This window comes from Cupriavidus sp. WGlv3, assembly GCF_023952475.1.
GTDB lineage: Bacteria > Pseudomonadota > Gammaproteobacteria > Burkholderiales > Burkholderiaceae > Cupriavidus > Cupriavidus phytorum.
On the sequence record NZ_JALHRX010000004.1, the window covers coordinates 155,719 to 182,127 of the forward strand.

At 68.7% G+C, this 26,409-nt stretch carries 22 protein-coding genes; 7 read left to right on the plus strand and 15 right to left on the minus strand.

Annotation, left to right across the window (positions count from 1 at the left end; genetic code table 11):
• The first annotated feature begins 4 nt into the window (after window positions 1-4).
• Window positions 5-5,233 (plus strand): trifunctional serine/threonine-protein kinase/ATP-binding protein/sensor histidine kinase, encoded by a 5,229-nt coding sequence (locus MKD38_RS09665; RefSeq protein WP_252676265.1) that lies wholly within the window; start codon window positions 5-7, stop codon window positions 5,231-5,233.
• A gap of 58 nt (window positions 5,234-5,291) precedes the next feature.
• Here MKD38_RS09665 and MKD38_RS09670 read toward each other — a convergent pair whose 3' ends face one another.
• The 7 genes from MKD38_RS09670 to MKD38_RS09700 all read right to left on the minus strand — a co-directional run bounded on the left by MKD38_RS09670 (window position 5,292) and on the right by MKD38_RS09700 (window position 12,366).
• Entirely contained in the window at window positions 5,292-5,876 is a 585-nt protein-coding gene (locus MKD38_RS09670) for a hypothetical protein (RefSeq protein WP_252676267.1), read from the minus strand.
• A 101-nt stretch (window positions 5,877-5,977) separates the two neighbouring features.
• Entirely contained in the window at window positions 5,978-6,964 is a 987-nt protein-coding gene (gene surE, locus MKD38_RS09675; RefSeq protein ID WP_252676269.1) for a 5'/3'-nucleotidase SurE, read from the minus strand.
• Window positions 6,965-7,037: 73 nt separating this feature from the next.
• Window positions 7,038-8,063: a 4-hydroxy-2-oxovalerate aldolase gene (dmpG, locus tag MKD38_RS09680; protein WP_252676271.1), complete on the minus strand. Its 1,026-nt coding sequence runs from the start codon at window positions 8,061-8,063 to the stop codon at window positions 7,038-7,040.
• A gap of 11 nt (window positions 8,064-8,074) precedes the next feature.
• A complete protein-coding gene (locus MKD38_RS09685) occupies window positions 8,075-8,980 on the minus strand; it encodes an acetaldehyde dehydrogenase (acetylating) (RefSeq protein WP_252676273.1) in 906 nt (301 codons plus the stop codon).
• Between the two features lie 27 nt (window positions 8,981-9,007).
• The gene (dmpE, locus tag MKD38_RS09690; protein ID WP_252676716.1) at window positions 9,008-9,790 is read right to left on the minus strand and encodes a 2-oxopent-4-enoate hydratase; all 783 of its coding nucleotides are present in this window, start codon (window positions 9,788-9,790) and stop codon (window positions 9,008-9,010) included.
• 56 nt (window positions 9,791-9,846) lie between these two features.
• On the minus strand, window positions 9,847-11,418 hold the full coding sequence (locus tag MKD38_RS09695; protein ID WP_252676275.1) for a DUF1302 domain-containing protein: 1,572 nt from the start codon (window positions 11,416-11,418) through the stop codon (window positions 9,847-9,849).
• A 159-nt stretch (window positions 11,419-11,577) separates the two neighbouring features.
• Window positions 11,578-12,366: an SDR family oxidoreductase gene (locus tag MKD38_RS09700; protein WP_252676277.1), complete on the minus strand. Its 789-nt coding sequence runs from the start codon at window positions 12,364-12,366 to the stop codon at window positions 11,578-11,580.
• A gap of 129 nt (window positions 12,367-12,495) precedes the next feature.
• Between MKD38_RS09700 and MKD38_RS09705 the strand changes: the two genes are divergently transcribed.
• The 5 genes from MKD38_RS09705 (at window position 12,496) to MKD38_RS09725 (ending at window position 15,591) form a co-directional block, all read left to right on the plus strand.
• Window positions 12,496-13,398 (plus strand): alpha/beta fold hydrolase, encoded by a 903-nt coding sequence (locus tag MKD38_RS09705; RefSeq protein WP_252676279.1) that lies wholly within the window; start codon window positions 12,496-12,498, stop codon window positions 13,396-13,398.
• A gap of 37 nt (window positions 13,399-13,435) precedes the next feature.
• On the plus strand, window positions 13,436-14,221 hold the full coding sequence (locus tag MKD38_RS09710) for an SDR family NAD(P)-dependent oxidoreductase (RefSeq protein WP_252676281.1): 786 nt from the start codon (window positions 13,436-13,438) through the stop codon (window positions 14,219-14,221).
• Between the two features lie 22 nt (window positions 14,222-14,243).
• Entirely contained in the window at window positions 14,244-14,642 is a 399-nt protein-coding gene (locus tag MKD38_RS09715) for a nuclear transport factor 2 family protein (protein WP_252676283.1), read from the plus strand.
• A 13-nt stretch (window positions 14,643-14,655) separates the two neighbouring features.
• The gene (locus tag MKD38_RS09720; RefSeq protein WP_252676285.1) at window positions 14,656-15,288 is read left to right on the plus strand and encodes a TetR/AcrR family transcriptional regulator; all 633 of its coding nucleotides are present in this window, start codon (window positions 14,656-14,658) and stop codon (window positions 15,286-15,288) included.
• Between the two features lie 87 nt (window positions 15,289-15,375).
• Complete coding sequence (locus MKD38_RS09725; RefSeq protein WP_018005122.1) at window positions 15,376-15,591, plus strand: hypothetical protein; 216 nt, start codon at window positions 15,376-15,378, stop codon at window positions 15,589-15,591.
• Window positions 15,592-15,642: 51 nt separating this feature from the next.
• Here MKD38_RS09725 and MKD38_RS09730 read toward each other — a convergent pair whose 3' ends face one another.
• From MKD38_RS09730 to MKD38_RS09765, 8 genes are all read right to left on the minus strand, one after another.
• Window positions 15,643-16,122, minus strand: coding sequence for an SRPBCC domain-containing protein (locus tag MKD38_RS09730; protein ID WP_252676287.1), 480 nt, complete (start codon window positions 16,120-16,122; stop codon window positions 15,643-15,645).
• A gap of 277 nt (window positions 16,123-16,399) precedes the next feature.
• A complete protein-coding gene (locus tag MKD38_RS09735) occupies window positions 16,400-17,560 on the minus strand; it encodes an MFS transporter (protein WP_111520080.1) in 1,161 nt (386 codons plus the stop codon).
• Window positions 17,561-17,573: 13 nt separating this feature from the next.
• Window positions 17,574-18,683, minus strand: a complete 1,110-nt coding sequence (locus MKD38_RS09740; protein WP_252676289.1) for an alkene reductase — start codon at window positions 18,681-18,683, stop codon at window positions 17,574-17,576.
• A gap of 242 nt (window positions 18,684-18,925) precedes the next feature.
• Complete coding sequence (locus tag MKD38_RS09745) at window positions 18,926-20,101, minus strand: alpha/beta hydrolase family protein (RefSeq protein WP_252676291.1); 1,176 nt, start codon at window positions 20,099-20,101, stop codon at window positions 18,926-18,928.
• Between the two features lie 95 nt (window positions 20,102-20,196).
• A complete protein-coding gene (locus MKD38_RS09750) occupies window positions 20,197-21,180 on the minus strand; it encodes a Bug family tripartite tricarboxylate transporter substrate binding protein (protein WP_252676293.1) in 984 nt (327 codons plus the stop codon).
• Window positions 21,181-21,192: 12 nt separating this feature from the next.
• Entirely contained in the window at window positions 21,193-22,905 is a 1,713-nt protein-coding gene (locus MKD38_RS09755) for a CocE/NonD family hydrolase (RefSeq protein ID WP_252676295.1), read from the minus strand.
• A gap of 87 nt (window positions 22,906-22,992) precedes the next feature.
• Window positions 22,993-24,306 (minus strand): fumarylacetoacetase, encoded by a 1,314-nt coding sequence (gene fahA, locus MKD38_RS09760; protein WP_252676297.1) that lies wholly within the window; start codon window positions 24,304-24,306, stop codon window positions 22,993-22,995.
• Between the two features lie 7 nt (window positions 24,307-24,313).
• Window positions 24,314-25,117 (minus strand): cyclase family protein, encoded by an 804-nt coding sequence (locus tag MKD38_RS09765; RefSeq protein ID WP_252676299.1) that lies wholly within the window; start codon window positions 25,115-25,117, stop codon window positions 24,314-24,316.
• Between the two features lie 259 nt (window positions 25,118-25,376).
• Between MKD38_RS09765 and MKD38_RS09770 the strand changes: the two genes are divergently transcribed.
• A complete protein-coding gene (locus MKD38_RS09770; protein ID WP_252676301.1) occupies window positions 25,377-26,093 on the plus strand; it encodes a TetR/AcrR family transcriptional regulator in 717 nt (238 codons plus the stop codon).
• Window positions 26,094-26,409 lie beyond the last annotated feature (316 nt).

Here is a 26,409-nt window from a genome sequence, read left to right on the forward strand (position 1 = left end):
CCCCATGACGCCTGGCATTCCCGCGCAGCGAAGCCCCGCACCGGCCTTTGACGACACCTGGCTGGCGCGGGCCGCGCAGACCGTGCTGCACGTGTCGGACGGCATCGGCTACCTGCAGCTGTCCGACCCCGACACCGGGCTGCGCTGCTTCGCCAGGGCCGCGCCGATGGCCGACAGCGGGCCACTTCAGGACGAAGCCCGGCTGGCCGCACGCTTGCAGGCGGACTGGGCCGCGGTGCCAGTCGCCACGCTGCGCAGCGCGGATCGCATGGTGGTGGTGTATGGCGGCGCACCCGCATCGACCGTCGCCGCGACACTGGGGGACGCCGCTGTTCCCGTCGCACGCTTCCTGCAGCTTGCCATCGGCAGCGTGCGCGCGCTGGCGGGCGCGCATGCGCACGGCCTGCTGCATGGCGATATCCGGCCGCACAACCTGCTCGTTGATGACAGCGATGACAACAGCGCCGACGACAGCGCCGACGACAGCGCCGGCGTGCGCCTGACCGGCTTCGATCATGCCACCGCGCTGGACGCCATGCCGCCCGTCGTGCCGCGCCCCGGCCCCGCATCGTGGGCATACCAGTCGCCCGAAGTGGCCCGCGCCGACCAGGCGCGCACCAGTGCCCGCTCTGACCTGTATTCGCTCGGCGTCACCTTCTACCAGATGCTGACCGGCACGCTGCCGTTCACGGCCGAGTCGCCCGCGGCGTGGCAGCACGCCCATCTCGCCGTCGAGCCGGAGCCGCCGCACGTACGCACACCCGGCCTCGCGCCGTTGCTGGGCGCGATCGTGCTCCGGCTGCTGGCCAAGGACCCGGCTGACCGCTATGCCGGCGCCATGTCGCTGCTTGCCGACCTGCTGCGCTGCCAGGCGGACTGGCGCGAACGCGGCGAGATCGCGCCGTTCAGGCTCGATGCCGCCGGCCCGACCTCGACGCTGAACGTCTCCGGCGAACTCTTTGGCCGCGCGCGCGAAACCGCGCAGCTTGCCGACGCGCTGGCGCGCGTGCGCCATAGCGGCCAGTCCGAGCTGGTGCTGCTCGCCGGCGCCGCCGGCACCGGCAAGTCGGCGCTGGCGGCGTGGCTGTCGTGCCAGGCGGGGCAGCATGGCATGCGTTTTGCCAGCGGCAAGAGCGATCAGTTGCAGCTCGACATTCCGTACGCCCCGGTCGCACAGATGATCCGCGCGCTGACGCTGCCGCTGCTGGGCGAGTCGGAAGCCGCGCTGGCGCCGGTGCGCAAGCGCTGGCTGCGCGCGCTCGCGGGCCAGGGCCGGGCCATTGCCGTGCTGGTGCCCGAGGTCGAGCACGTGCTGGGGCGCACCGCGCCGCTGGCCGAGGTGCCGGCCCAGCAGGCGCAGGCGCGCGCGCAGCAGGCCATCCTTGCCACCTTCGCCACTTTTGCCGACCAGGGCGCGCCGCTGGTGCTGTGCTTCGATGACCTGCAGTGGGCCGATGCGTCGACCATTGCGCTGCTCGAAGCCTTTACCACGCAGCGCCCGGCCAACCTGCTGCTGATCGCCGCCTATCGCGACCACGGCAACGATGTCGAGCAGCGCTTCTCGTGGCTTATGCACGCAAGCCGCGCCGGCGCGCTGCCGGTCACGCGCATCGCCGTGCGGCCCCTGTCCGTGTGGGAACTGACCGAACTGGTGGCGGCCGCCCTCAACGAGCCGGCGCCGCGCGTGGAAGCGCTGGCGCAGCTGGTGCATGCGAAGACCGGCGGCAATCCCTTCTTCTCGTACCAGCTGTTGCGCGCGCTGGTCGACGATGGCGTGCTGGCCTACCGCGAGGCCTACCGCGACGAGCGCGCCGGCTGGCACTGGGACGAGGCCGATGCCGCGCAGCATCGCTACACCGACAGCGTGACCGACCTGATGACCCGCCGCTTCGCGCGGCTGCCGGAAGCAGGTACGGAGCTGCTCAGGCAGCTGGCCTGCGTGGGCATACGCTGCGAGCAGAGCCTGCTTGCGTGCGTGGCGCAACTCGATGCGGCGCAGCTCGGCGAGCGGCTGCGCCCCTTCGTCGATGCCGGCCTGCTGGTACGGAGCGAGGACGGCTACGCGTTCCAGCACGACCGTGTGCTGGAGGCGGCGTACGCCATGATCGCGCCGCGCGAGCGTCCGGCCGCGCACGCCCGCATCGCGGCCATCATGATCGAGCACTGGCAGGCCGACCAGGCCGTGCATGCCTTCGAGATCGGCAACCAAATCGAACGCGCGGCCGGCCATCCGCTGCCCGAGCCGCAACGCGTGGCCTTCGTGCAGGTGCTGCTGGTCGCCGCCAGGCGCGCCCGGCGCAGCGCGGCGTTAGCGCAGGCGACGCGCTACACCGACGCCGCATTCGCGCTGATGCAGCCGTCATGGTGGACCACGCACTGCGCGCTGGCCTACGGTGCGAGCATGCTGCACTGCGAATGCCTGCTGGCGCAGGCGCGGCTGGAGCCGGCCTCGCAGGAGATCGACGCGCTGCTCGCGCGCGACCTGCCGCCGGTGGACAAGGCCGCCGTGCACCGGCTCAAGGCCAGCCTGCAGACCGTGCGTTCCGACTACGAGGGCGCGATCAACGCCGCGCTGTCGGGGCTGGCGCTGCTCGATATCCACCTGGAACGCGGGCCCGGCCCGGCGCGCATGCGCGAGGCCTATGACACGGTGAAGCGGGCGCTGGGCGGGCGCGCCATCGACAGCCTGGGCCGGTTGCCGGCGACCGAAGACAGCCGCATCCAGACCATCATGGGGCTGCTGTCGACGCTGATCTCGTCGCTGTTCGTGCGCGATGGCATCAGCTTCCTGCACGTGGCCAAGATGGTGGAGCTGACGCTGGAACACGGCGCCACCGCGGAATCGCCATACGGGCTGTCGTGGTTCGGCGTCTTTATCGCCAGCCTGTACGAGCAATACGAGGACGGACTGGCCTATGGGCTGGCGGCGATGGAGCTGGCCGACCGCCATGGCTACGAGGCCGAGCGCATCGCCACGCTGGTGGCGGTCGACCAGGTCAGCGCCTGGACCCGGCCGCTGTCCTACGCGCTGGCGCATGCGCAGCGCGCCGTCACGCTGGGCCGGGCCTCGGGCGATATCGGCATGGCGTGCTATGCCTGCAACCATATCGTGTCCGACCTGCTCGCCATGGGCGAGCACCTGCGCCTGGTGGAGGAAGAGATCGACCGCGGGCTGGCCCTGACGCGGCTGGTGCAATACCGGGATATCGAGCTGATCCTGTATTCGCAGCACCATTTCCTGCGCCGGCTGCGCAGCGGTGACGAAGCGCCGCCGCAGGACGAGGCCGCCCACCAGATGAGCGCGGCGCAGCGGCTGGCGCGCGCCAACTCGCTGCCGACCCGGTTCTGGATCTGGCTCTACGACGGCATGGCGGCGGTGTTCCGGCAGGAGTGGGACCACGCGGTGCGCAGCCTGCGCGAGGCGCAGACGCTGATCTGGTCGGCGCCGGCCCATATCAACGTCGCGGATTGCCGGCTGTATCTGGCCATTGCGCTGGCGCACGCGACCGCCGGCGCGGCGTCGGACGACGTGATGGCCGATGCCATGGCCGATGTCATGGCCGAACTTGCCGCGCACCGTGACTGCTTTGCCCGCTGGGCGGCGCTGAATCCGCTGACCTTCCGCGGCAAGCTGGCGCTGGTCGATGCGGAGCTGGCGCGCCTGCGCGGCGATCCGCTGCAGGCGCTGGCCGGCTACGAGCAGGCGGCGGCCGCCGCCGCCGCGGCCGGCTTCGTTCATGAGGCGGCGCTGGCGCACGAGCTGGCCGGCATGCTGTGCGAAGCGCGCGGCCTGCCGACCGCGGCCGCGCAGCACTGGCGCCTGGCCCATGCCGGCTACCGCCGCTGGGGCGCCGACCACAAGGCGACGCTGCTGGAGAAGCGCCATCCGCAGCGCGACGTGGCGGGGCACGAACACGGCAGCGCCGATGGCAGGCTCAGCGCGCAGCGCTGGGAGCTGGGCATGAAGGCGGCCAGGGCGTTGTCCAGCGAGATCGTGATGGACCGGCTGATTGAAACGCTGATGACCCATGTGGTGGTCCATGCCGGCGCGCAGTACGGCTTGCTGCTGCTGATGCGCGGCGAGCAGCCCATGATCGAGGCTTCGGCACGCGTGGCCGATGGCAAGGTGGCGGTGACGCTGGGCAGTGCGGTGCCGAGCGAGCAGGCGCTGCCGCTGGCGGTGCTCAACAGCGTGCTGCGCACCCGGCAGACGCTGGCGCTGGACGACGCCATGGTCGATGCGCCGTCGATCCGCACCAGGGGCGCCATTGCCGGCGGCCCGCGCTCGGTGCTGTGCCTGCCGCTGCTGCGCGGCGGCAGCCTGGTCGGCGTGTTCTACCTGGAAAACAGCCTGGCGCCGGCGGTATTCGACGCGACCCGGATCGCGGAGCTTGAGGTGCTGGCGCCGCAGGTGGCGATCTCGCTCGAGACCGCGCGCCTGTACCAGCAGCTGATCGACGAAAGCAACCGCCGCGTCGCCGCCGAAATGCGGCTGCGCAGCGCCAGCTCGGCACTGGCGCGCACCTCGCACCTGACGGTGATGGGCGGCCTGGCCGCCTCGATCGCGCATGAAGTCAACCAGCCGCTCACCGCCATCGTCGCCACCGTCGACGCCAGCCTGCGCTGGCTGAACCGGCCCAGGCCGGAGGTGGCCGAGGCGCTCGACGGCTTCACCGACATCAAGCAGTACGCGCTGCGCGCCGCCGACATCATCCGTGCGCTGCGCGCGCTGGCCAGGCAGGTGCCGGCGGTGCTGGCGCCGCTGCATCCCGACGATGTGCTGCGCGAAGTGCTGGAGATGGCGCGCCTGGACATCGACGCGCACGAGGTCCGGGTGGTCGCACGGCTGGCGGCGGGGTCCGCCGTGGTCGAAGCCGATCGCGTCCAGCTGCAGCAGGTGGTGCTGAACCTGATCACCAACGCGCTCGACGCCATGGTGCAGACTCCGCCCCCGCAGCGCGAACTGATCGTGACCTCGTACCGCGAGCAGGACAATGTCGTCGTCAGCGTGCAGGACCACGGCGCGGGCATCCCCGAGGACGTGCTGGGCCAGGTGTTCGAGCCGTTCTTCACCACCAAGGACGATGGCATGGGCATGGGTCTCGCCATCTGCCGCTCCATCATCGAGGCGCACGGCGGCACGCTGGAAGTGCGCAACCGGCGCAGCGGCGGCAGCGAGTTCATGTTCCGGCTGCCGGTATGCGAGATGTTGCCGGGGGCGGCGGGACGATGACAGAGCCACCGCGGCGGCGTTGCGGGGCGGTGGTTCTCACGCGCCCCGCAAGCTTGCTTCACCCGCAGTTCCCATCGGCCACGCACAGCCCGTGCACCACCATCTCGCCCATGAAATCCATCGAGGCCTGGTCGGAGATGGCTTCGCGCAGCGCGTCCAGCGCGGCATCGTGGGCATCGCCGGCATTGCCGGCCTGCAGCGGGGTGTCGTGCCAGCGCCGCGGGATCGCGGCAGGATCGACATCGACTCCGGCCCCCGCGGCCAGCGCTGCCAGTACGGCGCTTTCCGCTTCGGCCAGCGCTTCGGCTGACAGCCCCTTGGCGGTCGCCGTGCCGAAGCTGTCGAAGGCCTGGCCCGGCGGGCCGCCCGTCAGTTTCCACAGCGCCAGCTCGGTCAGCGGCGTGCAGTTGACGGTGCGTCCGCCCAGCACCAGGCCGTGCAGCCGCTGGCGGTTCGGCTCGCCCTGTGTGGGCCCGCTTACGAGCCCACCTTCGCAGCGGACCATCAGCGCGCCGTCCGGTACGCCGGACAGGCGGAAGGCGCCGCTGGCATCGGCCGTGGCGTGGCGCACCTGCCCTTGCGTGTCGCGCACCTGCACGGTGGCGCCGGCCAGCGCCGCGCCCACGGCGGCGGTGCCGCTCACATCCTGCGCCGGCTCATCCCCGCATGCCGCGACGGCTGCGACCCCGCATGCGAGCACGAGGTGGCGCCAGTGTCGAAGTTGCTTGCCCATGGTATCGGTGCTCACGGAGCCAGGTTGGCCAGCTCGCGACGCGAGCGGTTGAACAGGCCGCGCGCCAGCGGCGTCGGGCGGAAGTCGACATCGAGCGGCGAGATGGTGATGTACTTCGCCAGGAAGGCCGGCGTCTCGGCGGTCTTTGCCAGCGCGGCCAGTTCGGTCTCGGCCGCGCCCACGTCGATCGAGACGGTGTTGTCGGCATTGCGCTTGTAGGCCGTGGTAAAGGAATCCACGGTGCCGGGCACGGTCAGGCGCACGCCGGCGGGGGTGCCGCCGACCGGGTAGTTGATGCTGAGCGGGTGGGCCACGGGCAGCAGCGGCTGGCCGGCGGGGCGGCTGGCCTCCAGGGTCGCGACCACGCGGGCCAGGAAGGCGCCGGCCTTCGGGAACGCGGCGATGGTAGCCGGGAAGCCGGAGCGTGCCTCGCTAAAGTCCACGCCCACGCTCAGCGCGATGGCGGGCACGCCGCGGCGCGCGGCGAACAGCACGTTCATCACCGTGCCGGAGTGCGGGATGGAATCCGACAGGTTCTCGCCGAAGTTGGCCCCCGACACCACCAGGTCCGGCGTAAAGCCGCTTTCCGGCGCGACGATCTTCAGGCCGATCGCGGTGGCGTCGACCGGCGAGCCGGTGCCGATATAGTCGGGGTTGGTGCTGTTGAGCGCGCTGCCCGCGACAAAGGTGGGCTTGACCCGGTGCACGCAGAAGGTCTCGGCGCTGCCGGCGAGCGGGTCCACCACCAGCCGGGTGCGGCCGTCGGGCGTGGCATAGGCGGCGCCCGAGCCGCTCTGGTTGGTGGCGGGGCCGACCGTGATCACGCGGTGGCCGGCGTCCTGCAGGGCCTTGCGCACCGCGGTGATGCCGGGCGCGGCGCAGCCGTCGTCATTGGTCAGCAGGATATTGAGGGCGTGGGCCGGGCTGGACGCGACGGCCAGTGCCGTGGCAGCAAAGGCGAAGCCGGCAAGCCGCGGGCGGGCACGAAGTCTGAGCATGGGTACCTGTCTCCTCTTTCTTTGTTGGTGATGAAAGCAGTGCCCGGCGTACCGGGCCGGATCGAAAGCGTCCTTACGCGACGGGCAGGCCGCGCGCACGCGCCAGCGTGATCGCGGTGTCCTCGATCATGTCTTCCTGGCCGCCCACCAGCCGCTGCCGGCCGAGCTCCACCAGGATCTCGCGCGCGGGGATGCGGTACTTGGCCTCGGCGCGCTTGGCAAACAGCAGGAACGACGAATACACGCCGGCATAGCCCAGCGTGAGCGCGTCGCGGTCGATGCGGATGGGGTGGTCCATGATCGGCACCACCAGGTCTTCGGCCACGTCGGCAATGCGGAAGACGTCGACGCCGGTCTCGATGCCCATGCGTTCGCACACGGCCACCAGCACTTCCATCGGGGTATTGCCGGCGCCCGCGCCCAGGCCTGCGGCGGCCGCGTCGATGCGGGTCGCGCCGCACGCGATCGCGGCGAGCGAATTGGCCACGCCCATGGCCAGGTTGTGGTGGCCGTGGAAGCCCAGCTCGGTCTCCGGGCGCAGCGCCTGCCGCACCGCGGTGAGCTTCTCGGTGACGTCGTGCGGCAGCATGTGGCCGGCGGAGTCGGTGATGTACAGGCAGTTGGCGCCGTAGCTTTCCATCAGCAGCGCCTGCTGCACCAGCGTCTGCACCGGCGCCATGTGCGCCATCATCAGGAAGCCGACGGTATCCATGCCGAGCTTGCGCGCCATGCCGATATGCTGCTCCGAGACATCGGCCTCGGTGCAGTGCGTGGCCACGCGGATGGTCTGCACGCCGATCTCGTGCGCCATGCGCAGGTGGTCGAGGGTGCCGATGCCGGGCAGCAGCAGCGCCGACACGCGCGCCTGTTTCAGCTCGCCCAGCACCGCGCGCAGGTATTCCTCGTCGCTGTGTGCAGGGAAGCCGTAGTTGACCGATGCGCCGCCCAGGCCATCGCCGTGGGTGACTTCGATCAGCGGCACGCCGGCGGCGTCTAGCCCGCGGGCGATGCTTTTCATCTGCTCCAGCGAGATCTGGTGGCGCTTCGGATGCATGCCGTCGCGCAGCGTCATGTCGTGCAGGGTAATGCGTTGGGCCATGGCCGGGCTCCTCAGGCAGTGGCGGTTTCAGGGCTGCCGGCGCGCATGGCGGCGGCGATGCGTTCGGCGGTCCTGGCGGCCGAGGCGGTCATGATGTCTAGGTTGCCGGCGTACTTGGGCAGGTAGTCGCCCAGGCCTTCGACCTCCAGGAAGATCGAGACGCGCTTGCCGTCGAACACCGGGCCGTTCTTTAACGTGTAGCCGGGCACGTACTTGCGCACCTCGGCAATCATGTTGTGCACCGACGCAGTGATCGCGGCAACGTCGGGGGCGTCTTCGGTCAGGCAGTGGATGGTGTCGCGCATGATCAGCGGCGGCTCGGCCGGATTGATCACGATGATGGCCTTGCCCTGGCGCGCGCCGCCCACGGCCTCGATCGCGCCCGCGGTGGTGCGCGTGAACTCGTCGATATTGCGGCGCGTGCCGGGCCCGACCGAGCGCGACGACACCGTCGCCACGATCTCGCCATACGCCACCGGCTGCACGCGCGATACCGCATACACCATCGGGATGGTGGCCTGCCCGCCGCAGGTGACCATGTTGACGTTCATCTCGTTGCTGCCGATATGGGCCTCGAGGTTGACCGGCGGCACGCAGAACGGCCCGATCGCCGCCGGCGTCAGGTCGATCACGCGCACGCCGCGCGCGGTCAGCCTGGCCGAGTGCTCGGCGTGGACGTAGGCCGAGGTGGCATCGAAGGCGATGCGGATATCGTCGGCCTCCAGGTGCGGCAGCAGGCCGTCGATGCCGTCGCTGGTGGTCTTCAGCCCCAGCTCGCGCGCGCGCGCCAGGCCTTCGGAGGTGGGCTCCACGCCGACCATCCAGACCGGTTCCAGGATGTCGCTGCGGCGCAGCTTGTAGAGCAGGTCGGTGCCGATATTGCCGGGACCGATCAGGGCGCATCGGATCTTGTTCATGGTGTTTGGGATCGCAAGGTCAGACAGTCAGGAGAACACGGCGGCGCAGCCGCCGATGCCGGTGATATGCATGGACAGGCGGTCGCCGGCCTGCACGGGAATCAGCGCCGCCAGCGAGCCCGACAGGATGGTCTCGCCGGCGAGCAGGGGAATGCCGTAGCTGCCCAGGGTGTTGGCCAGCCACGCCACCGCGTCGGCGGGGTGGCCCAGCGCGGCGCTGCCCAGGCCGGTGGCGACGCATTCGCCGTTCTTGTCGAGCGTCATCGCGCACGCGGCCAGGTCCAGCGCATGCGGGCTCACGCGCTCGTCGCCGAGCACATAGACGCCGCACGAGGCGTTGTCGGCAACGGTGTCCTCGATGCGGATGCGCCAGTCGCGGATGCGCGAATCGACGATCTCGAAGCAGGCCGCCACCGCCTCGGTGGCGTCGAGCACGTCGTCGCGCGTCACGCCCGGGCCGCGCAGGTCGCGCCGCAGGAAGAAGGCGATCTCGCCCTCGGCGCGCGGCTGGATCAGCGAAGCGGTGGGAATGGGCTGGCCGGCGGCGTAGTGCATGCTCTGCAGCAGGATGCCGAAGTCGGGCTGGTGCACGTCCAGCATCTGCTGCACGGCGGCGCTGGTCACGCCGATCTTCTTGCCGGTGACGCGGTCGCCGGCCGCCAGCCGGTGGGCGACAAAGCCCTGCTGGATGCGGTAGGCGGCGTTGACATCCAGCGCCAGGCCGCGGCCGCTGAGCGGCGGCACCGGCGTGCGCGTGACCAGCGCCTGGTGGAGTTCGTTGCTGAGCGTGGTGATCAGGTCGGCATTCATGGCGGAAAAGAGGGCGGTCCGCGCGGCCATGCAGGCGGCGCGGACCGGGACGAGGGTCAGAACGAATACTTGGCGTTGAAGGCCACGTAGTCGCGGTCCGCCAGCGGGCGGTTGACGATGTTGGCGCCGCCGATAAACGCGGCGTAGGTCAGGTTGAGCTCAAGATTGTTCAGGTACTTGAAGGTCAGCCCGACGCTGGCGCGCTTGTCGCTATAGCCCATCAGCGTGCCGAAGGCGCCGGCCACCGCCGACCTGCCGCTGAACTGCTGCGCATAGGTCAGCGGCACGGTGACGTCCCAGCCGTCGAACACGTTGTTGTAGGTCAGCGACCAGCCCACCTGGAACGCCGCCGAGTTGCGCGTGTTCGACAGCTTGCTGAAGCCCATGACCGGATCCACGTCCAGCACGTGCAGGTACGAGACTTCGCCCAGCAGCGACTGCGAATCGGCGAGGAAGGACGGGCCCACCGAATAGATCGCGGACAGGTTGCCCTGCAGCGCCTTGCCGCGCGAGGCGGTGGGCGACCCCGCCACGTCCACCAGCATCGGTATGCCGTCCTTGTAGCTGACTTCACCGGCGACGTTGGCGCCGAGCAGCTGCGTCGAGAAGCTGGCGCCGGTCAGGTTGATGCCGCCGTAGAACTTCTGCTGGTACTGCAGCGTGGGGAACAGCGCGGTGACCACGCTCGGGTTCTTGTCGTGGTAGCGCAACTGGTAGATGCCGATCTCGGTGTCCTCGAACACGCGGAAGCGGGCACCGACACCCCATTGGCCCCAGTCGGACGGGCGGATATCCGGGCCGCGCGGGATGTTGAAGCCAGGCCCGATGATGAACTCGGCGCCGGGCCCGACCACGTCTGTGGTGCTGAAATAGCTGCCCGGGGCGAACATCTGGTTCGGCTTGTAGGTGAACTGGTAGTAGCCCATCAGGCTGAACGTTGGCGTCACCTGCAGCTGCAGCGAGGCCTGTGGCACCGGCAGCAGGATGTCCTTGACCTCGGCGCCGGGCACGAAGGCCTTGGTCGCATCTGCGGGCCCTTGCGCGCCGGCGATGTTGGCGAAGAACAGGCTCTCGCCCCAGGCCACCACCTGGTTGCCCAGCTTGAAGCTCAGCTGTGTGCCGCCGATCGGCGTGGCGCCGTAGACATAGGCGTCGAGCAGCTGTGCGCGGTGCTCGTGGTAGTCCTTCGCCGACTCGGTGAACTGGTTGAACGGCCCGCTGTGGTTGACCGTGAACGGCGCGTTGTTGGAGTTGGTGCCGCTGTAGGCCCAGTCGTAAAACACGCTGCCGCGCAGCAGCGCACCGAATTCGCCGCGCTTCAGGTGCGCTTCGCCCAGCAGCGAGACGCGGTTCGCGGTCATGTCGCCGCGCTTGAAGTTGCGGTCGCCGTCGTCGCCGTTGATATTGGCCGGGCTCAGCAGCGCGTCGCTCTGGCGGCCGGTGCGCAGCGCCGCGCCGTAGGACGCGGTGACGCTGTAGTCGAGCGTGGTGTCGTTGCCGAAGTCGATGGTGTCGCCGGCTTGCACGGGCTGCGCAAGGAGCGCGGCCAGCGCCGTCAGGGCCGCTGCTGCGGCGATGGGCCGCAGCCGGTTGCGGCGCTGCTGTGGCCCGCGTGGTGGTTGGTACATGGTGGTCTCCCCGTGGAATCGGTGTTGGTTCATTGCCTGGCACTTCGATCGGCGCTCGCCTGGACGAGAAGCGTAGAGAGGGGGAGCCATGCACAAATCGGCAGAACGGACTAGGCGCTTACCCTACGGGCAGCGGCTCAGGTGCGACTCAGGTGCGACTCAGGTGCGATTGATCGAGGCCGCGTCGAGAAAGGCCGGCCGTTCGCCGCCGCCATCGATGACGAGATTGGCGCCGCTCACGTACGAAGCCTGCGGCGACGCCAGGAACAGGCAGGCGGCGGCGATGTCTTCCGGCAGCGCCAGCCGGCCCAGCGGCACCGTCGCCGCCATGCTGCGCAACGCCGCCGGATCGCCGTAGTGCTGCTGCTGCGAGGTATCGGTCAGCACCATGCCCGGGCTGACCGCGGCCACGCGCACGCGCGGCGCCCATTCCACCGCGAGCGTGCGCACCGCATTGAGGATGCCGGCCTTGGCGGCGCCGTAGGCGGCGGTGCCTGGCGACGGGCGCAGCGCACTGACGCTGCCGACGAACAGCTGGGTGCCGCCGCCCGCCTGCTGCTGCATGCGCGCATTGCAGCGCTGGGCCAGCTGCAGCGGCGCCACCAGGTTGAGCCGGATCACCGACTCGAGCAGCCGCGGCGAGGCGTCGGCGACCAGCGCGAACGGCGCGCCGCCGGCGTTGTGGACCACCACGTCCAGGGTCGGGCTGACCTGCGCGATCTGCGCCAGCATGGCGTCGGTCTGTTCCAGGTCGCGGATGTCCGCGGCAATGAAGCGGGCGCTGCGGCCGTCCGCGGCCGGCAGTTCGCTGTCGTCGGCGGGCGCGGTGCGGCCGCATACGAACACCTGCGCGCCGGCGCGCAGGAAGGCCTCGCTGATGGCGCGGCCGATGCCGCGCATGCCGCCGGTGACCAGCACGGTCTGGCCGGTGTAATCGAATCCTGTCATTGGGCTTGCCCCGTTTTGCATGGAGCGCCCATCGTAGGAGAAGTGGCGCGGCGGCTCGTAGTCCGAATGAACGATGCCCGGGGCGGTGGCGCTGCGCAAGATGCTGGGCAAACCAAGGGAGACGCCCTCATGTCCGCTACCTCGCAGCACACGTCCTCGACACCTCCGTCCACGTCCACCAAGCCAGCTTCGCTCCACCCCAACCTGCCGGTGGGACGCTTCGTCACCACCGCCACGGGCCTGCGCCTGCACTGCCTGGATGCCGGCGCCGGCGAGCCGGTGGTCTTTATCCACGGCAGCGGACCGGGCGCGAGCGGGCACAGCAACTTCCGCCACAACGTGCCGGCGTTCGCCGCGGCGGGCTTCCGCACCGTGGTGGTGGACCTGCCGGGCTACGGGTTGTCGTCCAAGCCGGACGATGTCGAATACACGCTGGACTTCTTCGTCGCCGCGCTGCGCGAGCAGCTGCTGGCGCTGGAACTGCCGCGCTGCGTGCTGGTGGGCAACTCGCTGGGCGGCGCGATCGCGCTGCAGTACGCGCTCGATTATCCCGAGCATGTCAGCCGACTGGTGATGATGGCGCCCGGCGGCGTGGAGGAGCGCGAAACCTATTTCCAGATGGCGGGGATCCAGCGCATGGTGTCGCTGTTCACCGGCGGCCACATGAACCCTGACACCATGCGCCAGCTGCTGCAATTGCTGGTGCACGACGCCAGCCTGGTCACCGACGCGCTGGTCGAAGAGCGCATGGCGGTATGCCGCGAGCAGCCGCGCGAGGTGCTGGCCACCATGAAGGTGCCCAACCTGACCGCGCGGCTGGGCGAGATCCGCTGCCCGGTGCTGGGCTTCTGGGGCACCGAGGACCAGTTCAATCCCGCCGCGGGCGCGGCGAAGTTCCTGAGCGGCTGCGCCGATGCGCGCTTTGTCATGATCAACCGCTGCGGCCACTGGGTGATGGTCGAGCACGCGGCGTATTTCAACCGCGAATGCCTGGGCTTCCTGGCCGATACCGCCCCGGGCGGCGCGGCATAATTGCCTCCGCCCACACGATAAATACCAAGGAGACATCATGGAATACCCGTATGACCTGTTCGGCCTGCGCGGCAAGGTGGCGGCCATCACCGGGGCCGCGCGCGGCATCGGCGCCGAGACCGCGCGCATGCTCGCGGCCGCTGGTGCCAGGGTGGCCGTGCTCGACGTGCTGGAAGCAGACGGCAAGGCCACCGCCGAAGCGATCTGCGCGGCCGGCGGCGAGGCCGCGTTCTGGCAGCTCGACGTCACCCGCGAAGACGAGGTGGCGCGCGTATTCACCGAGATCGCCGAGCGCTTCGGCGGCCTTGGCATCCTGGTGAACAACGCCGGCATCGAAGGGCCCAATGCGCCCACCCATGAACTGGCGCTGGAGCAATGGCAGCAGGTGATGGCGGTGAACGTGACCGGCACCTTCCTGTGCACCAAGCACGCCATCGCGCACATGGAGCGCGCCGGCGGCGGCGCCATCGTCAACGTGTCGTCGATGTACGGCATCGCCGGCGGGCCGGACGTGCCGCCGTATCACGCGTCGAAGGCGGCGGTGCGGATGATGGCCAAGACCGACGCGCTGCTGTACGCGGGCAAGAACATCCGCGCCAATTCGATCCATCCCGGCTTTATCCGCACGCCGATGCTGGAACACGTGGCCCAGGTTTCCGGGCAGGGTGAAGGGCTGTTCGACTACCTGGGTGGCCTTACGCCCGCGGGCAAGGTGGGACAGCCGCGCGACATCGCCGCGGGCATCCTGTACCTGGTGTCTGAAGCCGGACGCTACGTCACCGGCGCCGAGCTGGTGATCGACGGCGGCTACACCGCACGCTGAAACCCACCACCAGGAGCAACCCATGTCCCAGGGACCCAATGCCCATCCCGACAGCGCCGCCATGAAAGCGACGCTGCTCGCCTATGTCGAGCGCTTCAATGCCGGCGACGCGCAGGGCGTTGCCGCGCTCTATGCCGACGACGCCACCGTGGAAGATCCCGTCGGCGCGCAGCCCATCGCCGGCAAGCCCGCCATCCTCGCGTTCTACCAGCACGCCACCGCACTGGGCGCGCGGCTGGAGGTGGTGGCGCCGCCGCGCGGCTCGCACGGCAACGCCGCGGCGCTGACCTTCGCCGTGCATGCGCGGCTGGAAGGGCGGCCGGCGCGCATCGACGTGACCGACATCATGAGCTTCGGCGACGACGGCCGCATCCGCAGCATGCGCGCCCACTGGGGCCCGGACGACGTCCATTTCGTCTAAGCGCGCCGCGCCGATGGCCCGCCACACCCGCGAGGATGCCGCCGTCACGCGCGCGCGCATCCTCGCCAGCGCGCAGCAGCTGATCCGCGACCGCGGCCTGCACTGCGTCACCGTCGACGACGTGGCGCGTGCCATCGGCATGACGCGCGGCGCCGTCTACGGGCATTTCCGTTCCCGCGCCGAACTGCTGGGCGCGCTGCTGGCCTGCGCCGAAGCCGACTTCGCCGCGCGGCTCGCGCCGCTGGCGCAGGGTGGCGCCGGCCCTGACGCATTGGCGCAGGCGTTGCAGGCCTTCCTGCACGGCGATGAACTCGCGCGCCATGTCAGCCTGATTGCCGCGCTGCTGCAGCACAAGTGCGGCGAGGCCTGCGAGCTGTGTCCGCTGCGCGAGCGCGTGCTGCGCGGTGTCGAATCGCTGCGCGTCACGTTCGCGATGCTGTTGCCCACCCCGGACCTGGCCGGCCTGCTGGTGGCGCACCTGTGGGGCCTGCTGGGCGCGCATGCCATGCACCTGGCGCCGGCCGGGCTATCCGGCAGCGCCGCGGCGCTGGCCCGGCTGTATCAGGGCCGGGCGCTGTCCGCCGCGCGCGCTTCCTGTCTATCCGACGCCACTTCCTGCCCCGCGCTGATGCGGGATACCCCTTAGTCTGCTCGGACGAAGAGCTCCGGCCCGCCGCTGACTACGATGCTTTCCATAGCCCGGAAAAAAGCAGGGCAAGCGGAGGAGACAGCGATGAAGCGGCTCGGATTTCGTTGGGCGGCAGGCCTGGTCGGGGCTGGCGCCGCCATGGGCGTGGCCTGGGGGCTGGCGATGGATGCCGGCCAGGACGATCGGCCGACGGTGACACTGCACTCCGCCGAAGCCGTCCTGGAGCGCTGCGACGACGCCTGCGTGCGCAGCCGCGGCGCCGCGGCGCTGGTGGTGCTGAGCCAGCGCCCGCCGCAGTAACGCTGTAAGTATCGGCCGGCCCTGGCTCCGGGCCGGCCACGCGCCGCTTGCTCAGTTGCAGCTGGCCTGCCGCTGCGCTTGCAGCGCTTCTGCGCGCGCCTTGACGTCGCGTGCCACCTGGTCGAAGCCCTGCTTCACCCAGGCACCGTGCTCGCGCATGATGGTCTCGGCATTCAGGCCCAGGAACAGGTCGGTGGTGAAGTAGCGGCTGCGTCCGGGGCCGATCGCTTCCAGGTACTGGTCGCGCCGCGCGGCGTCCTTGTTGTCGTCGGTCGGGCGCTGCTCCCACGACAGCAGCCGCTCCGGTTCCCACGCCACCAGGTACTCGTTGACCGGGATCACCTGGTCGGTGCCGGGAATGCGCACCTGCATGTGCACCATGTCGCCGAGGCGCCCGGTGGTCTCCAGCCCGGGACAGAACGTGTTCCATTCGCCGTAGCGAGGAAAGTCCGTCAGCACTTCCCACACCAGCGCTGCCGGCGCCTCGATTTCTACCTGGATCGACGTCACCAGATTCTCGGCCTTGGCCATGTCTCCTCCTTCATCAAAGTCATTGGGAAGGGAAACACTAGAGCCACCCGCCGGCGCCCCGCATACCCCGAACGGACGAGTCCGGGTGGACGAAGGCGACGCCATCGCGCTGATGCAAATTGAGGCTGGCCCCGCGCTCGCGCTGTCCGGCGGCGGCGATGCGCGGCGGGGCCGCATTTCTCCATCTGCTGTGAGCTTGGTGCCGGCCATCGGGGATGGCCGGCGTTTTTTTTGGGCGTTGTCTTTTCTGTGTGTTTTCTCTTGTGAGCAGCGGCCTTTACGAAGCAGCAAGCGCACGCCGGCTGGCCCTGCCGCGCCAGACCAGCAGCAATCCCGCCGCGGCCAGCAGGCCGCCAGCGATGGGCACGGCGCGATAGCCGAGCCCCAGGCTGATGACCCCGCCGCCCAGCGCGGCGCCGAGGGCATTGCCGAGGTTGAAGGCGCCGACGTTGATCGACGAGGCCAGTCCCGGCGCTTCCGCCGCGGCTTCCATCACCCGCATCTGCACCGGCGGCACCACGGCGAAGGTCGCTGCGCCCCACAGCAACAGCCCAAGCGCCGCGGTGACGTGGTGGGCGAAGGCGAAAGGCAGCACCAGCATGATGACGGCCAGCGCCGACAGCACGATCCTGGTCGCGCCATCGAGCGACCAGTCCGCAAGCCGGCCGCCCACATGGTTGCCGATGGTGAAGCCCACGCCGATCAGCACCAGCGCGAAGGTGACAAAGCTGCCGGAAGCGCCAGTGAGCTCGGCCAGCACCGGCGCGATGTAGGTGTAGAGCGTGAACATCGCTCCGGCGCCCAGCACCGTTGTCGCCAGCGCCAGCAACACATTGGGACGGGTGAGCACGGCCAGTTCCCGGCGCACATCCGGCGGCGTGCCACGCTCGCCTTGCGGCAGCGCCAGCCAGAGCGCGACGATGGCGACCAGTCCCAGCACGGCGGTGCCGGCGAACGCCAGGCGCCAGCCGACCTGCTGCCCGATCCAGGTTGCCGCCGGCACGCCGCCGATATTGGCGATGGTCAGCCCCATGAACATGGTGGCCACGGCGCTGGCCTGCTTGTCCTTCGGCACCACGCTTGCCGCTACCACGGCGCCGAGCCCGAAGAAGGCGCCGTGGTTCAGGCTGGTGACCAGGCGCGAGGCAAGCAGCGTCGCGTATCCCGGCGCGAGCGCCGACAGCAGGTTGCCGATGGTGAAGATCGCCATCAGCGCCATCAGTGCGGCGCGCTTGCCGAAGCGGCTGAACAGCAGCGTCATCACCGGCGCGCCGACCATCACGCCAATCGCGTACGCGGTGATCAGCATCCCTGCCGTGGGGATGCTGACATCGACGCCTTCGGCGATCACGGGGAGCAAGCCCATCGGCGCGAACTCGGTGGTGCCGATGCCAAAGGCACCGATGGCTAGCGCAAGCAGTGCGGTATTGGATTTCATCGTGGCATCCCGATCAGGCCGCGGCCCGGCCGTCGTAGGCGGGATAGTCGGTGTAGCCCTCGGCACCGCCGCCGTAGTGGAGCGCGCGGTTCGACGCGGCCAGCGGCCAGTCGTTCTGCAGCCGTGCGACGAGGTCGGGATTGGCAATGAACGGCTCGCCGAATGCCGCCATGTCGATGCGGCCAGCGGCGATCAAGTTCTCGGCGCGCGCGCGCGTCATGCCACCAGCAAGGATCAGCACGCCCTTGAAGCGGCGGCGGAATTTGGCGAGGAAATCATCCGGCACGGCCGAGCTGCCGCGCGTGCTCTGGTCCATCAGGTGCACGTACGCAATATTGCGCCGCGAGAGTTCGTCGGCGAGATGGAGGTAGGTGTCCTCGAGATCGGCGTAGTGGCCCATGTCGCCGAGGCCGCCATAGGGAGACAGCCGGATGGCGGTGCGATGCGCACCGATGCGCGCCGCCACCGCATCGATGGCGGCCAGTGCGAAACGGGTGCGGCTTGCCAGCGTGTCGCCGCGGAATTCATCGGTGCGGTCGTTCACGGTGGGGTTCAGGAACTGCTCGATCAGGTAGCCATTGGCGCCGTGCAGCTCGACCCCGTCGAAGCCGGCCGCGACCGCATTGGCCGCCGCCTCGGCAAAATCGGCGATCACGCCATAGACCTCGCCGGTCGTCAGTGCGCGCGGCACGGAGGCATCGACCGCACCCGGCGTGCCGTCGGCGGTATAGCCCCAGGCCTTGGTGTCTTGCGCGACCTGGCTGGTGGCACTGACCGGCTGGATGCCGCCGGGCTGGATCGACACATGGCTGACGCGGCCGACATGCCAGAGCTGGGTGAAGATGGTGCCGCCCTTCGCATGGACAGCGTCCGTGACCTTGCGCCAGCCTTGCACCTGCTGCGGCGTGTAAAGGCCAGGGTTGAACAGGAAACCCTGCGCGCTGGGAGAGATCACCGTACCTTCGGTCACGATCAGTCCGGCGTCGGCGCGCTGGCTGTAATAGAGCGCATTGAGGTCGTTGGGCACCCCGTCCGGGTTGCGGGAACGGGTCAGCGGTGCCATGGCGATCCGGTTGGCGAGCTGGCGCCCGCCCAGGGTGAAGGGCTTGAACAGTAGACTCATTTGGAGAACCTCGATCAGGAAGGGCACGGCCCGCCGGCTACGTGGCCGCGGGTCCCGGGCGTTCATCAACAGACCGAAGTTTGCGCGGTTTATATTTGTTGAGTAAGCCTCGTATCGGTCAAATACTTTTGAATTCACCGCAAAAGTAGACCCCTTCCTCCGGCCGCGCGGCCAGGCGCTCCTTCAGGGCAGACATGCCCCTCGGAGCGGCACAACGAAAGGCAAGTGGCTGGAGCGCCGCCTCATGTGCGCGTTGCCGGCGCACCGAGCTCCGCGAAGGTTTCGGCGACCCAGTCGGCGATGTAGTCCGTGGCATTGGCCTGGTTGTCCGCGCTGCAGTGCTCGACGCCGCCCTCGCGCGAAGTGAAGATCTTCAGTTCCCGCTTCGGGCTGTTGATGGCACCTTCATACTGGCGGCGTGCGTCCGCGACCGGAATCTGGCGGTCGTTGGCGCCGTGCACGATCAGCAATGGCACAGTGATCTGCGCGATCACCGGCTCCAGCGTGACCCGCGCGGCCAGCGCCATGAACTCGTCGATCGAACTCTTGCCCCAGACCCACTGAACGTGATCCCAGTAGTGAGGAACGGGCCGGTCGCCTTCGCGGGCCAGCCGGCGGCGCTGTAGTTCACCCCAGTCGTAGATGGCGCCCCAGGCGACGCATAGCTTGTAGCGCTTCTCCAGCGCCGCCGCACGCGGCGCATAGTAGCCGCCCAGCGACCAGGCGGCGATGCCGGTCGAGCCGGCGTCGACGTCATCGCGCGTTTCGAGATAGTCCATCACGGCACCGGCCCAGGTCTCGGCCTCGACCACGGCTGTCAGCCCGTGCAGGCGCAGCGCTTCGCCGACGCCCGGCTGGTCGACGGCGATGCTCGATATGCCGCGCCTTGCCAGCGCCTGCTGGATGCCACAGCCATAGATCATCTCCTTGGTGCTGTCGAGGCCATTGAACAGCGCCAGGCAAGGCGACGGGCCGCCGTGCGGGCGCGATGCCCGGACGAACAGCCCGGCGAGCGCCTTGCCCTGGCAGGCGATCTCGACCCGCTCGCAGTTCTCGTCATGCAGGTCGACGAACTTCGCAAAGCTGTCGAGCATCTTGCGGTATGCAAGCTTGCGTGGGGCATGGTCGCGGTGCTGCATGCGCTCGGCGGTCAGGTAGTAGACGGCGGCCCGGCAGTGCTTGGCGCCGGCGCTCAGGCGGCGGTTGGCGGCGAGGTCCTCGCTTGCCAGGTCGACCAGCCGGTCCGCCTGTTCGCACCAGGCCCGGAAGAAGGCCTCCGTGCCCTCGTCGTCGCCGCGCCTGGAAGCTTCTACGAGCTGGCGGCAAATGGCATCGACCTCGCCGATGTGCGCGCCCATGGAGAGAGCCAGGTTCGCGGACAGGTTCCAGACGTAGTTGTCGGGAAAGTACTCAAGCACGATGGCTCCTTTCGAAGAATTTGGATATGACGTGAGATGGCGGCCTCGCCGTTGTGCTGATGCCGCCGGTCTCGTGCTCGAGCATGTCCATCACCTCAGTCCAGCGAGATGCGCTTTGCGCGGATCAGGGCGCTCCATTTCCTTGCCTCGGCCCGCAGCATGGCCTGCATCCCTTCCGTGGTGGCGGAGAGTGGTTCGCTACCCAGCTCGCGGATCTTCGTCGCGACCTCGGGAGAACCCGTGATACGCGTCAGTTCCGCGTTGAGGCGCTGGACGATTTCTCCGTGTACGCCTGCAGGCGCCCACACGCCATGCCAGCCAAAGCTGGCGACGTCGGGGTAGGTTTCGGCGACAGCCGGCAACGCAGGGAACTGGCCGTGGCGCCTCGGCCCGGTGAAGGCGATGGCCCGCACCTTGCGCGCCCTGATCATCGGAATCGCGGCAGCCGCCGGCTCGACCAGCAACTGGACTTGTCCGGCGATGAGGTCAGTCATGGCTCCCGCCTTGTAGGGCACGTGCAGCATCTGGACCTGCGCCGCCTGCGACAGCAGTTCCATGATCAGATGGGCGAATCCCCCGATGCCATACGATGCGTAGGCGAGTTGGCCGGGACGGGACCTGGCGTAGGCGACGAGTTCGTGCAGCGACGTCACCGGAAGATCGTTGTTCACCACCATGAAGGAGCCCTGGGCCAGCAGCGGCGACACGGGTCTGAGGTCCTTGTCCGGATCGAATGGCAGTTTTCGATAGAGGAACGGATTGATCGTGAACGCGCTCGATACGGTGTACAGCAGCGTGTAGCCGTCCGGAGCCGCCTTGGCGACGGCATCCGACGCGAGGTTCGCGCCTGCCCCGGGCCGGTTGTCGACGACGACGGGAACCCCAAGGGCTTGCGCAAGCCTGGCAGCGTAGATCCGCGCGTACGTATCCGGCGGGGAGCCCGGAGGCCCCATGTTGATCAGTTTGACGGGCTTGGCAGGCCACGCCGGTTGCGCGACGGCGGCGCGCCATGGCAGCAGACCGGCCGCGGCCACCGCGCCGGCGGCGCGGGCGAGAAAATTTCTACGCGTGGTGCTCATGTCGGGTCTCCCTCAGCATGCCGGCGGAATGACGGGCAGGAGCAGGAATGACGCGTACTTGCCGCCGGTATGAACCGTGGTCTGGCCGGCGAATCGTTCGGCCGTCCGATCCTCGGCGTGATCGTGCAGCAGCACCGATGAGCCGCGCATCGATTTGCCATAGATCTGGGGATAGGGCCCGGGCAGGTCGTGCTCGAAGTCCGAACCGCCGACGGTCAGCACCAGCCGATAGCCCTTGGGGAAGACGAAGCACATGGGCCAGATCTCGACCTCCAGCGCGTAGACCTGGTTCGGCTCGAGCAACTGCACCTCCTGGTGCGAATGCACGGGTTGGTACGGCGTGGACGCTTGCGGGTCGAGCTTCCGGTGCGATGCCCTGAGCCAGCCTTGCGCCAGCGGTGCGTTGGGTTCGACCGCCCCGACGATCAGATGCTCGCTGCCGTCCGGTGCGAAAGCCCGCACCGTCAGGAACAAGTCGGCGTCCGCGGCTGTACTGGAAATCCACAGCGTGGCAGCCAGCGGGCCGGTCACCTCGGTGTCTTGCTCGAAGGGCGCGGTGCTGAAGCTGGCCTTGCCCGCCAGGCCGTCAAAAGCGAGCTGCGAAGCCGTCGCGGCGGGCTGCGGCCGCAGCCCATGGTCGGCGGCATCGAGATACATGGGTGTCCATGCGGTGCGCGCCAGTGGCCACTCATGCTCATGGCGCTCCTGGAAGCGGTCCACGTGGCGCACCTGCATCGTGATCGGCGGCTGCCGATCCCAGCCGTTGTCCTCGCCCTTCAGGAAATGGTCGAAGAACCGCTTCTGCAGCGCCACGCCATAGTCCGTATAGAACTCCGTCCAATGCTCGCGGCCGTGCAACTCGAGCCACTTCTGTTTCGACCCGGCCTGCAGGAAGCCCTGGACGTTGCCCCGCAGGTGCAGGCCATGGCCGCCCCAGTTGCCGCAGGACAGCACCGGTACCTCGATTGCAGCCAGGTCTGCGCGGCGGCCTTCGAAGTAGCGATCGGTGATGAGTTCGGCGTTGAGCTGCGCGGTGCTGATATCCACGCGATTGGCGCGCAGCGCTTCGTCACTGAGCTCTGCCGGCCCGGAGATCGGCACGCCGGTGTTGGCGTTCACCCGTCCGCGGCTTCCCAGGCCGTTCTGCACGTTTTCCACCTGCTTCGGATACCAGCTCAGCATGAACGTGTTAAGGATGCCGCCATGCCGGCAGGCGTCGCGATAGTAGTCGGAGAAGCCCTCGAACGGGCAGATCGCGGCGAGGTGTGGCGGACGTCTGGCCGCCGCGAGCCACTGGGTGGCGCCGTAGTAGGAAACACCGGCAAGGCCGATCTTGCCGTTGCTCCACGCTTGCTGTGCTGCCCATTCGATGCAATCGTGGAAGTCCTGCGCCTCGCGCGGGGAAAAGCAATCGATCACGCCCGGCGAGCGGCCGGCGCCGCGCGAGTCCACGCGGATGCAGACGTAGCCAAATGGCACCCATCGCTCCGGGTCCGCGGTTTCCCAGTTCGCATATTTGCCGCTGCTGCCCCTCAGGATTTCCGGATGCTCGGTCGTCAGCGACTGCCACTGGGCGGGGTAGCCCTCGGCGAACGACAGGCCCTTGCCATAGGGTCCGTACGACATCAAGGCAGGGTAGCGTCCGGCCTCGTCCGGGCGATAGACGTCGGCGCGAAGCACCACGCCATCGTCCATCGTGATCTCGACATCCCAATCGATCTGCATGTCTGTCTCCTCGTCGGTCCAGCCTGCCAGCGCCGATGCTGGTGCTGCGACCCGTTCCATTAACCTGGTCCAACGCTGCGGATACCGTCAGTCGGGCACCGGGGCCGGCAGCACGGTGCCGTGGTTGACGCCGAAGCCGATCCGCACGAAACCCTCCCGCTCGCACCAGCCGCGGAACACCACGGTATCGCCATCCTCGAGGAAGCCGCGTTGTTCGCCGTGGCCGATGTCTGCGGGTTGCGTCCCGGATGCTGTCAGCTCGATCAGCGCGCCCGCCTCGCCACGCGTGGGCCCGGAGATCGTGCCGCTGCCCAGCAGGTCGCCTGGCTGCAGGTTGCAGCCGCCGCTGGTATGGTGGGCAATCATCTGGCCGAGCGTCCAGTACTGGTGACGGAAGCTGGTCTGGCTCAGCGTGCGCGGCTGCAGCCCCTGTGCCAGCTGGCGCGCGCTGAGCAGGGAGACCTCCAGCCGGATATCGAAAGCGCCGGTGGCGGCGTTGTCTTCGGCGCGCAGGTAGTCGAGCGGCTGTGGCCGCCCGGGCGCGCGCGTCCAGGCCGTACGGTAAGGCAGCAGGGCTTCCAGCGTGACCAGCCAGGGCGACAACGTGGTGGCGAAGTTCTTGGCAAGGAAGGGCCCAAGCGGTTGCATTTCCCAGGCCTGGATGTCGCGCGCCGACCAGTCATTGAGCAGGCACAGGCCGAAGATGTGCTGCTGCGCGTTGGCCAGCGGGATGGGCCTGCCACGTTCGTTGCCGGTGCCGATCACGGCGCCCACTTCCAGTTCGTAGTCGAGCCGCTGGCAGGGACCATACGCGGGCACGCCATCCGCATCCAGGCGGTATTGCCCGCTCGGGCGAAAGACCTGCTGGCCGCTGACGCCGATGGACGATACCCTGCCGTGATAGGCCACCGGCAGCCAGTCGAAGTTGGGGGTCACCTCGAGGCCGAGCTGGCGGCTGCAGTTCACCGCATGGTCGAGCGAAGTATAGAAGTCCGTGTAGTCGCCGATCCGTACCGGTACCGCGAATTCGGCCGCGGCCTGCGGCACCAGCGTCCGGCGTGCGTGCGGTGCATCCGGACTGGTTGCCGCCAGCAGCGCGAAAAGTCCGTGGCGCAAGGCTTGCCACGCGCCCGGGCCGAGCTCCATCAGTGCATTCAGGGTCGGCGCCACGGCGGCGTGCGCCGCCTGCGCGGCAAGGTCCCGCAGGCAGCCGGATCCGTGCAAGGCAGCCAGGTCGACGATCTGGTCGCCGATCGCCACGCCGCCACGCCAGGCTTCGGCGCTGCCATGTCGCCGGAATATGCAGAGCGGCAGGTTCTGCAGCGGAAAATCGCAGCCGGCGGCGTTGGCGGAATCCAGCCAGCTTCTGCGCGAAGCATCATGGGTGTGGTTCAGTTCCATCGTGGTATCAGCCCGCATGCAGCGCATCGTCGAAAATGGCGACAGCGCGGGTCCACCCGGCCGAAGCGCCCCGGATCTTGTGGGGGAAGCAGGAGATGTAGAAGCCATCGGGCGGCAGGCTCTCCAGGTTGTGCAGCTTTTCCAGGTGGCAATAGCCAATGTTGCGCCCCGCCTTGTGTCCTTCCCAGATCAGCGACGCATCCCTGGTTGCGGCATACCGGCCGGCCGTGTGCACGAACGGCGCATCCCAGCTCCATGCGTCGGTGCCGGTCAGGCGCACGCCGCGCTCGAGCAGGTACATGGTCGCATCCAGGCCCATGCCACAGCCGCTCGAGACATAGTCGGAGTGGCCGTAGCGGCTGCCCGCGCGGGTATTGACCACCACGATTTCCAGTGGCCTGAGCGCGTGCCCGATGCGGGCAAGTTCGGCCTCGACGTCGCCGGCGGTGACCACATAGCCGTCGTCGAACCCGGTGAAGTCCAGCTTCACGCCGGGCTGGAAGCACCACTCCAGCGGCACCTCGTCGATGGTGATGGCGCGCTCGCGCTGCCCCAATGACTCGTTCATGGTGCTGTGGAAGTGATAGGGCGCATCCAGGTGCGTGCCATTGTGGGTATTGAGCCGGACGCGCTCGATCGCCCATCCCTCGCCATCCGGCAAATCGGCAGCCTTCAGCCCGGGGAAGAACGCCGTGACCTGCTCGGCGGTGGAACGATGCGACAGGTACTCGATCTGGGGGCCATAGCCGGGCGGGTCGGAGACGACATCGTTTTCGAGGTAGATCGAGAGGTCGACGAAGCGGCGTGTCATGGTGGCAGATCCTTTGCGGAGAAACAGCAAACAAGGGGGGGGGGGGCGCGGAGCTCGGCGGCCATCGAGGGTCGGTCCAGGTATCTCCCGGCCGATGCCGACGAGGCGCTTGCTACACACACTGACTGTACGAGCGTTCAGTGTATCGACAGAGCGGACTGTACGCTCGTACAGTCCAGCGCTGTACTAGGGTAAACGCGGACCGGCAAGGGCCACAGCAAGGTTGGCTACAATGGCGCGTCTTTATCGCGGAGGCAGTATGGAAGGCAGGACAGCGCGGAAATCGACAGCGCCGACGCAGGGCCGGGCACGCAAGGCAGTGCAGGCGCCGCCCATCGCGGAAGCGAGCAAGCGCGAACGCGTGCTGGATGCAGCCGAGCGCCTCTTTGCCGAAGGCGGCTTCGACGGCGTGTCCATGCGGGATATCGCCGCGGCGGCGGAAGTGGGCTTGCCGTTGATCGTTTACCACTTCGAGACCAAGCGCAACCTGTACCGCGCGCTCTTTGAACGGCGCAAGACCCTGTTCGAGGCAAGGCTGGCGGCGCTGCGCGAGCCTTGCCGAAGCGGCGAGGATCCGGTCGAGCATCTTGTGCGGGCCTTCGTGCAGCCGGTCATGCGGATACAGAACACCGAGGCCGGTATTGCCTACGCCAAGCTGGTCGCGCGCGAGGCGTCCGATCCGAAGGCAGCGGAGCGTGGCATTGTTGCCGACTACTTCGACCCCTTTGCCATGGAATTCGTCGAGGCGATCCGCAAGGCGCTGCCCGGCAACACTTCCGGCTATGCGTACTGGGCCTATCTGTTTGCCGTTGGGTCTCTTGTGATGAGCGTGTTCGACAGTCGTATCGAACGCATTTCCGGCGGCAAGGCCAAGGCCGGCGATGTGTTGCGCAAGTCGGAATACCTGGTGACCTTCATCGCGGCAGGCATTCGTGCCGGAGCCGGTCGGAAGCCGTCCAGGCGTTCCGGAACCTGATCCTGGATTCACCAGTCTGGCCCTGTTCACGGGTAGCCGGCTTCGCGTTTCAACCCGGATACATACTTTTTTCCGGTCGTCCTCACGGGCCCGGCTTGCCGCTGGGTTGGCCAGAATTTCCAGCGAGCCTGGACCTTTTCTCCAACGTCAGCCTTGCATTCCTGGCTAGCGCCCGCAGCGCTCGGCCAGCGGCATGTGGATGGCCGGCGCGCCTTGCCACACAAGGTTTTGCGGGTTTCCCGCGCGAACGTGGCGCCGCTCATTCCTCGCTTCGCGCGGTGGCGGCGAACACCTTGCGCAAGCGCTGACGCAGTGC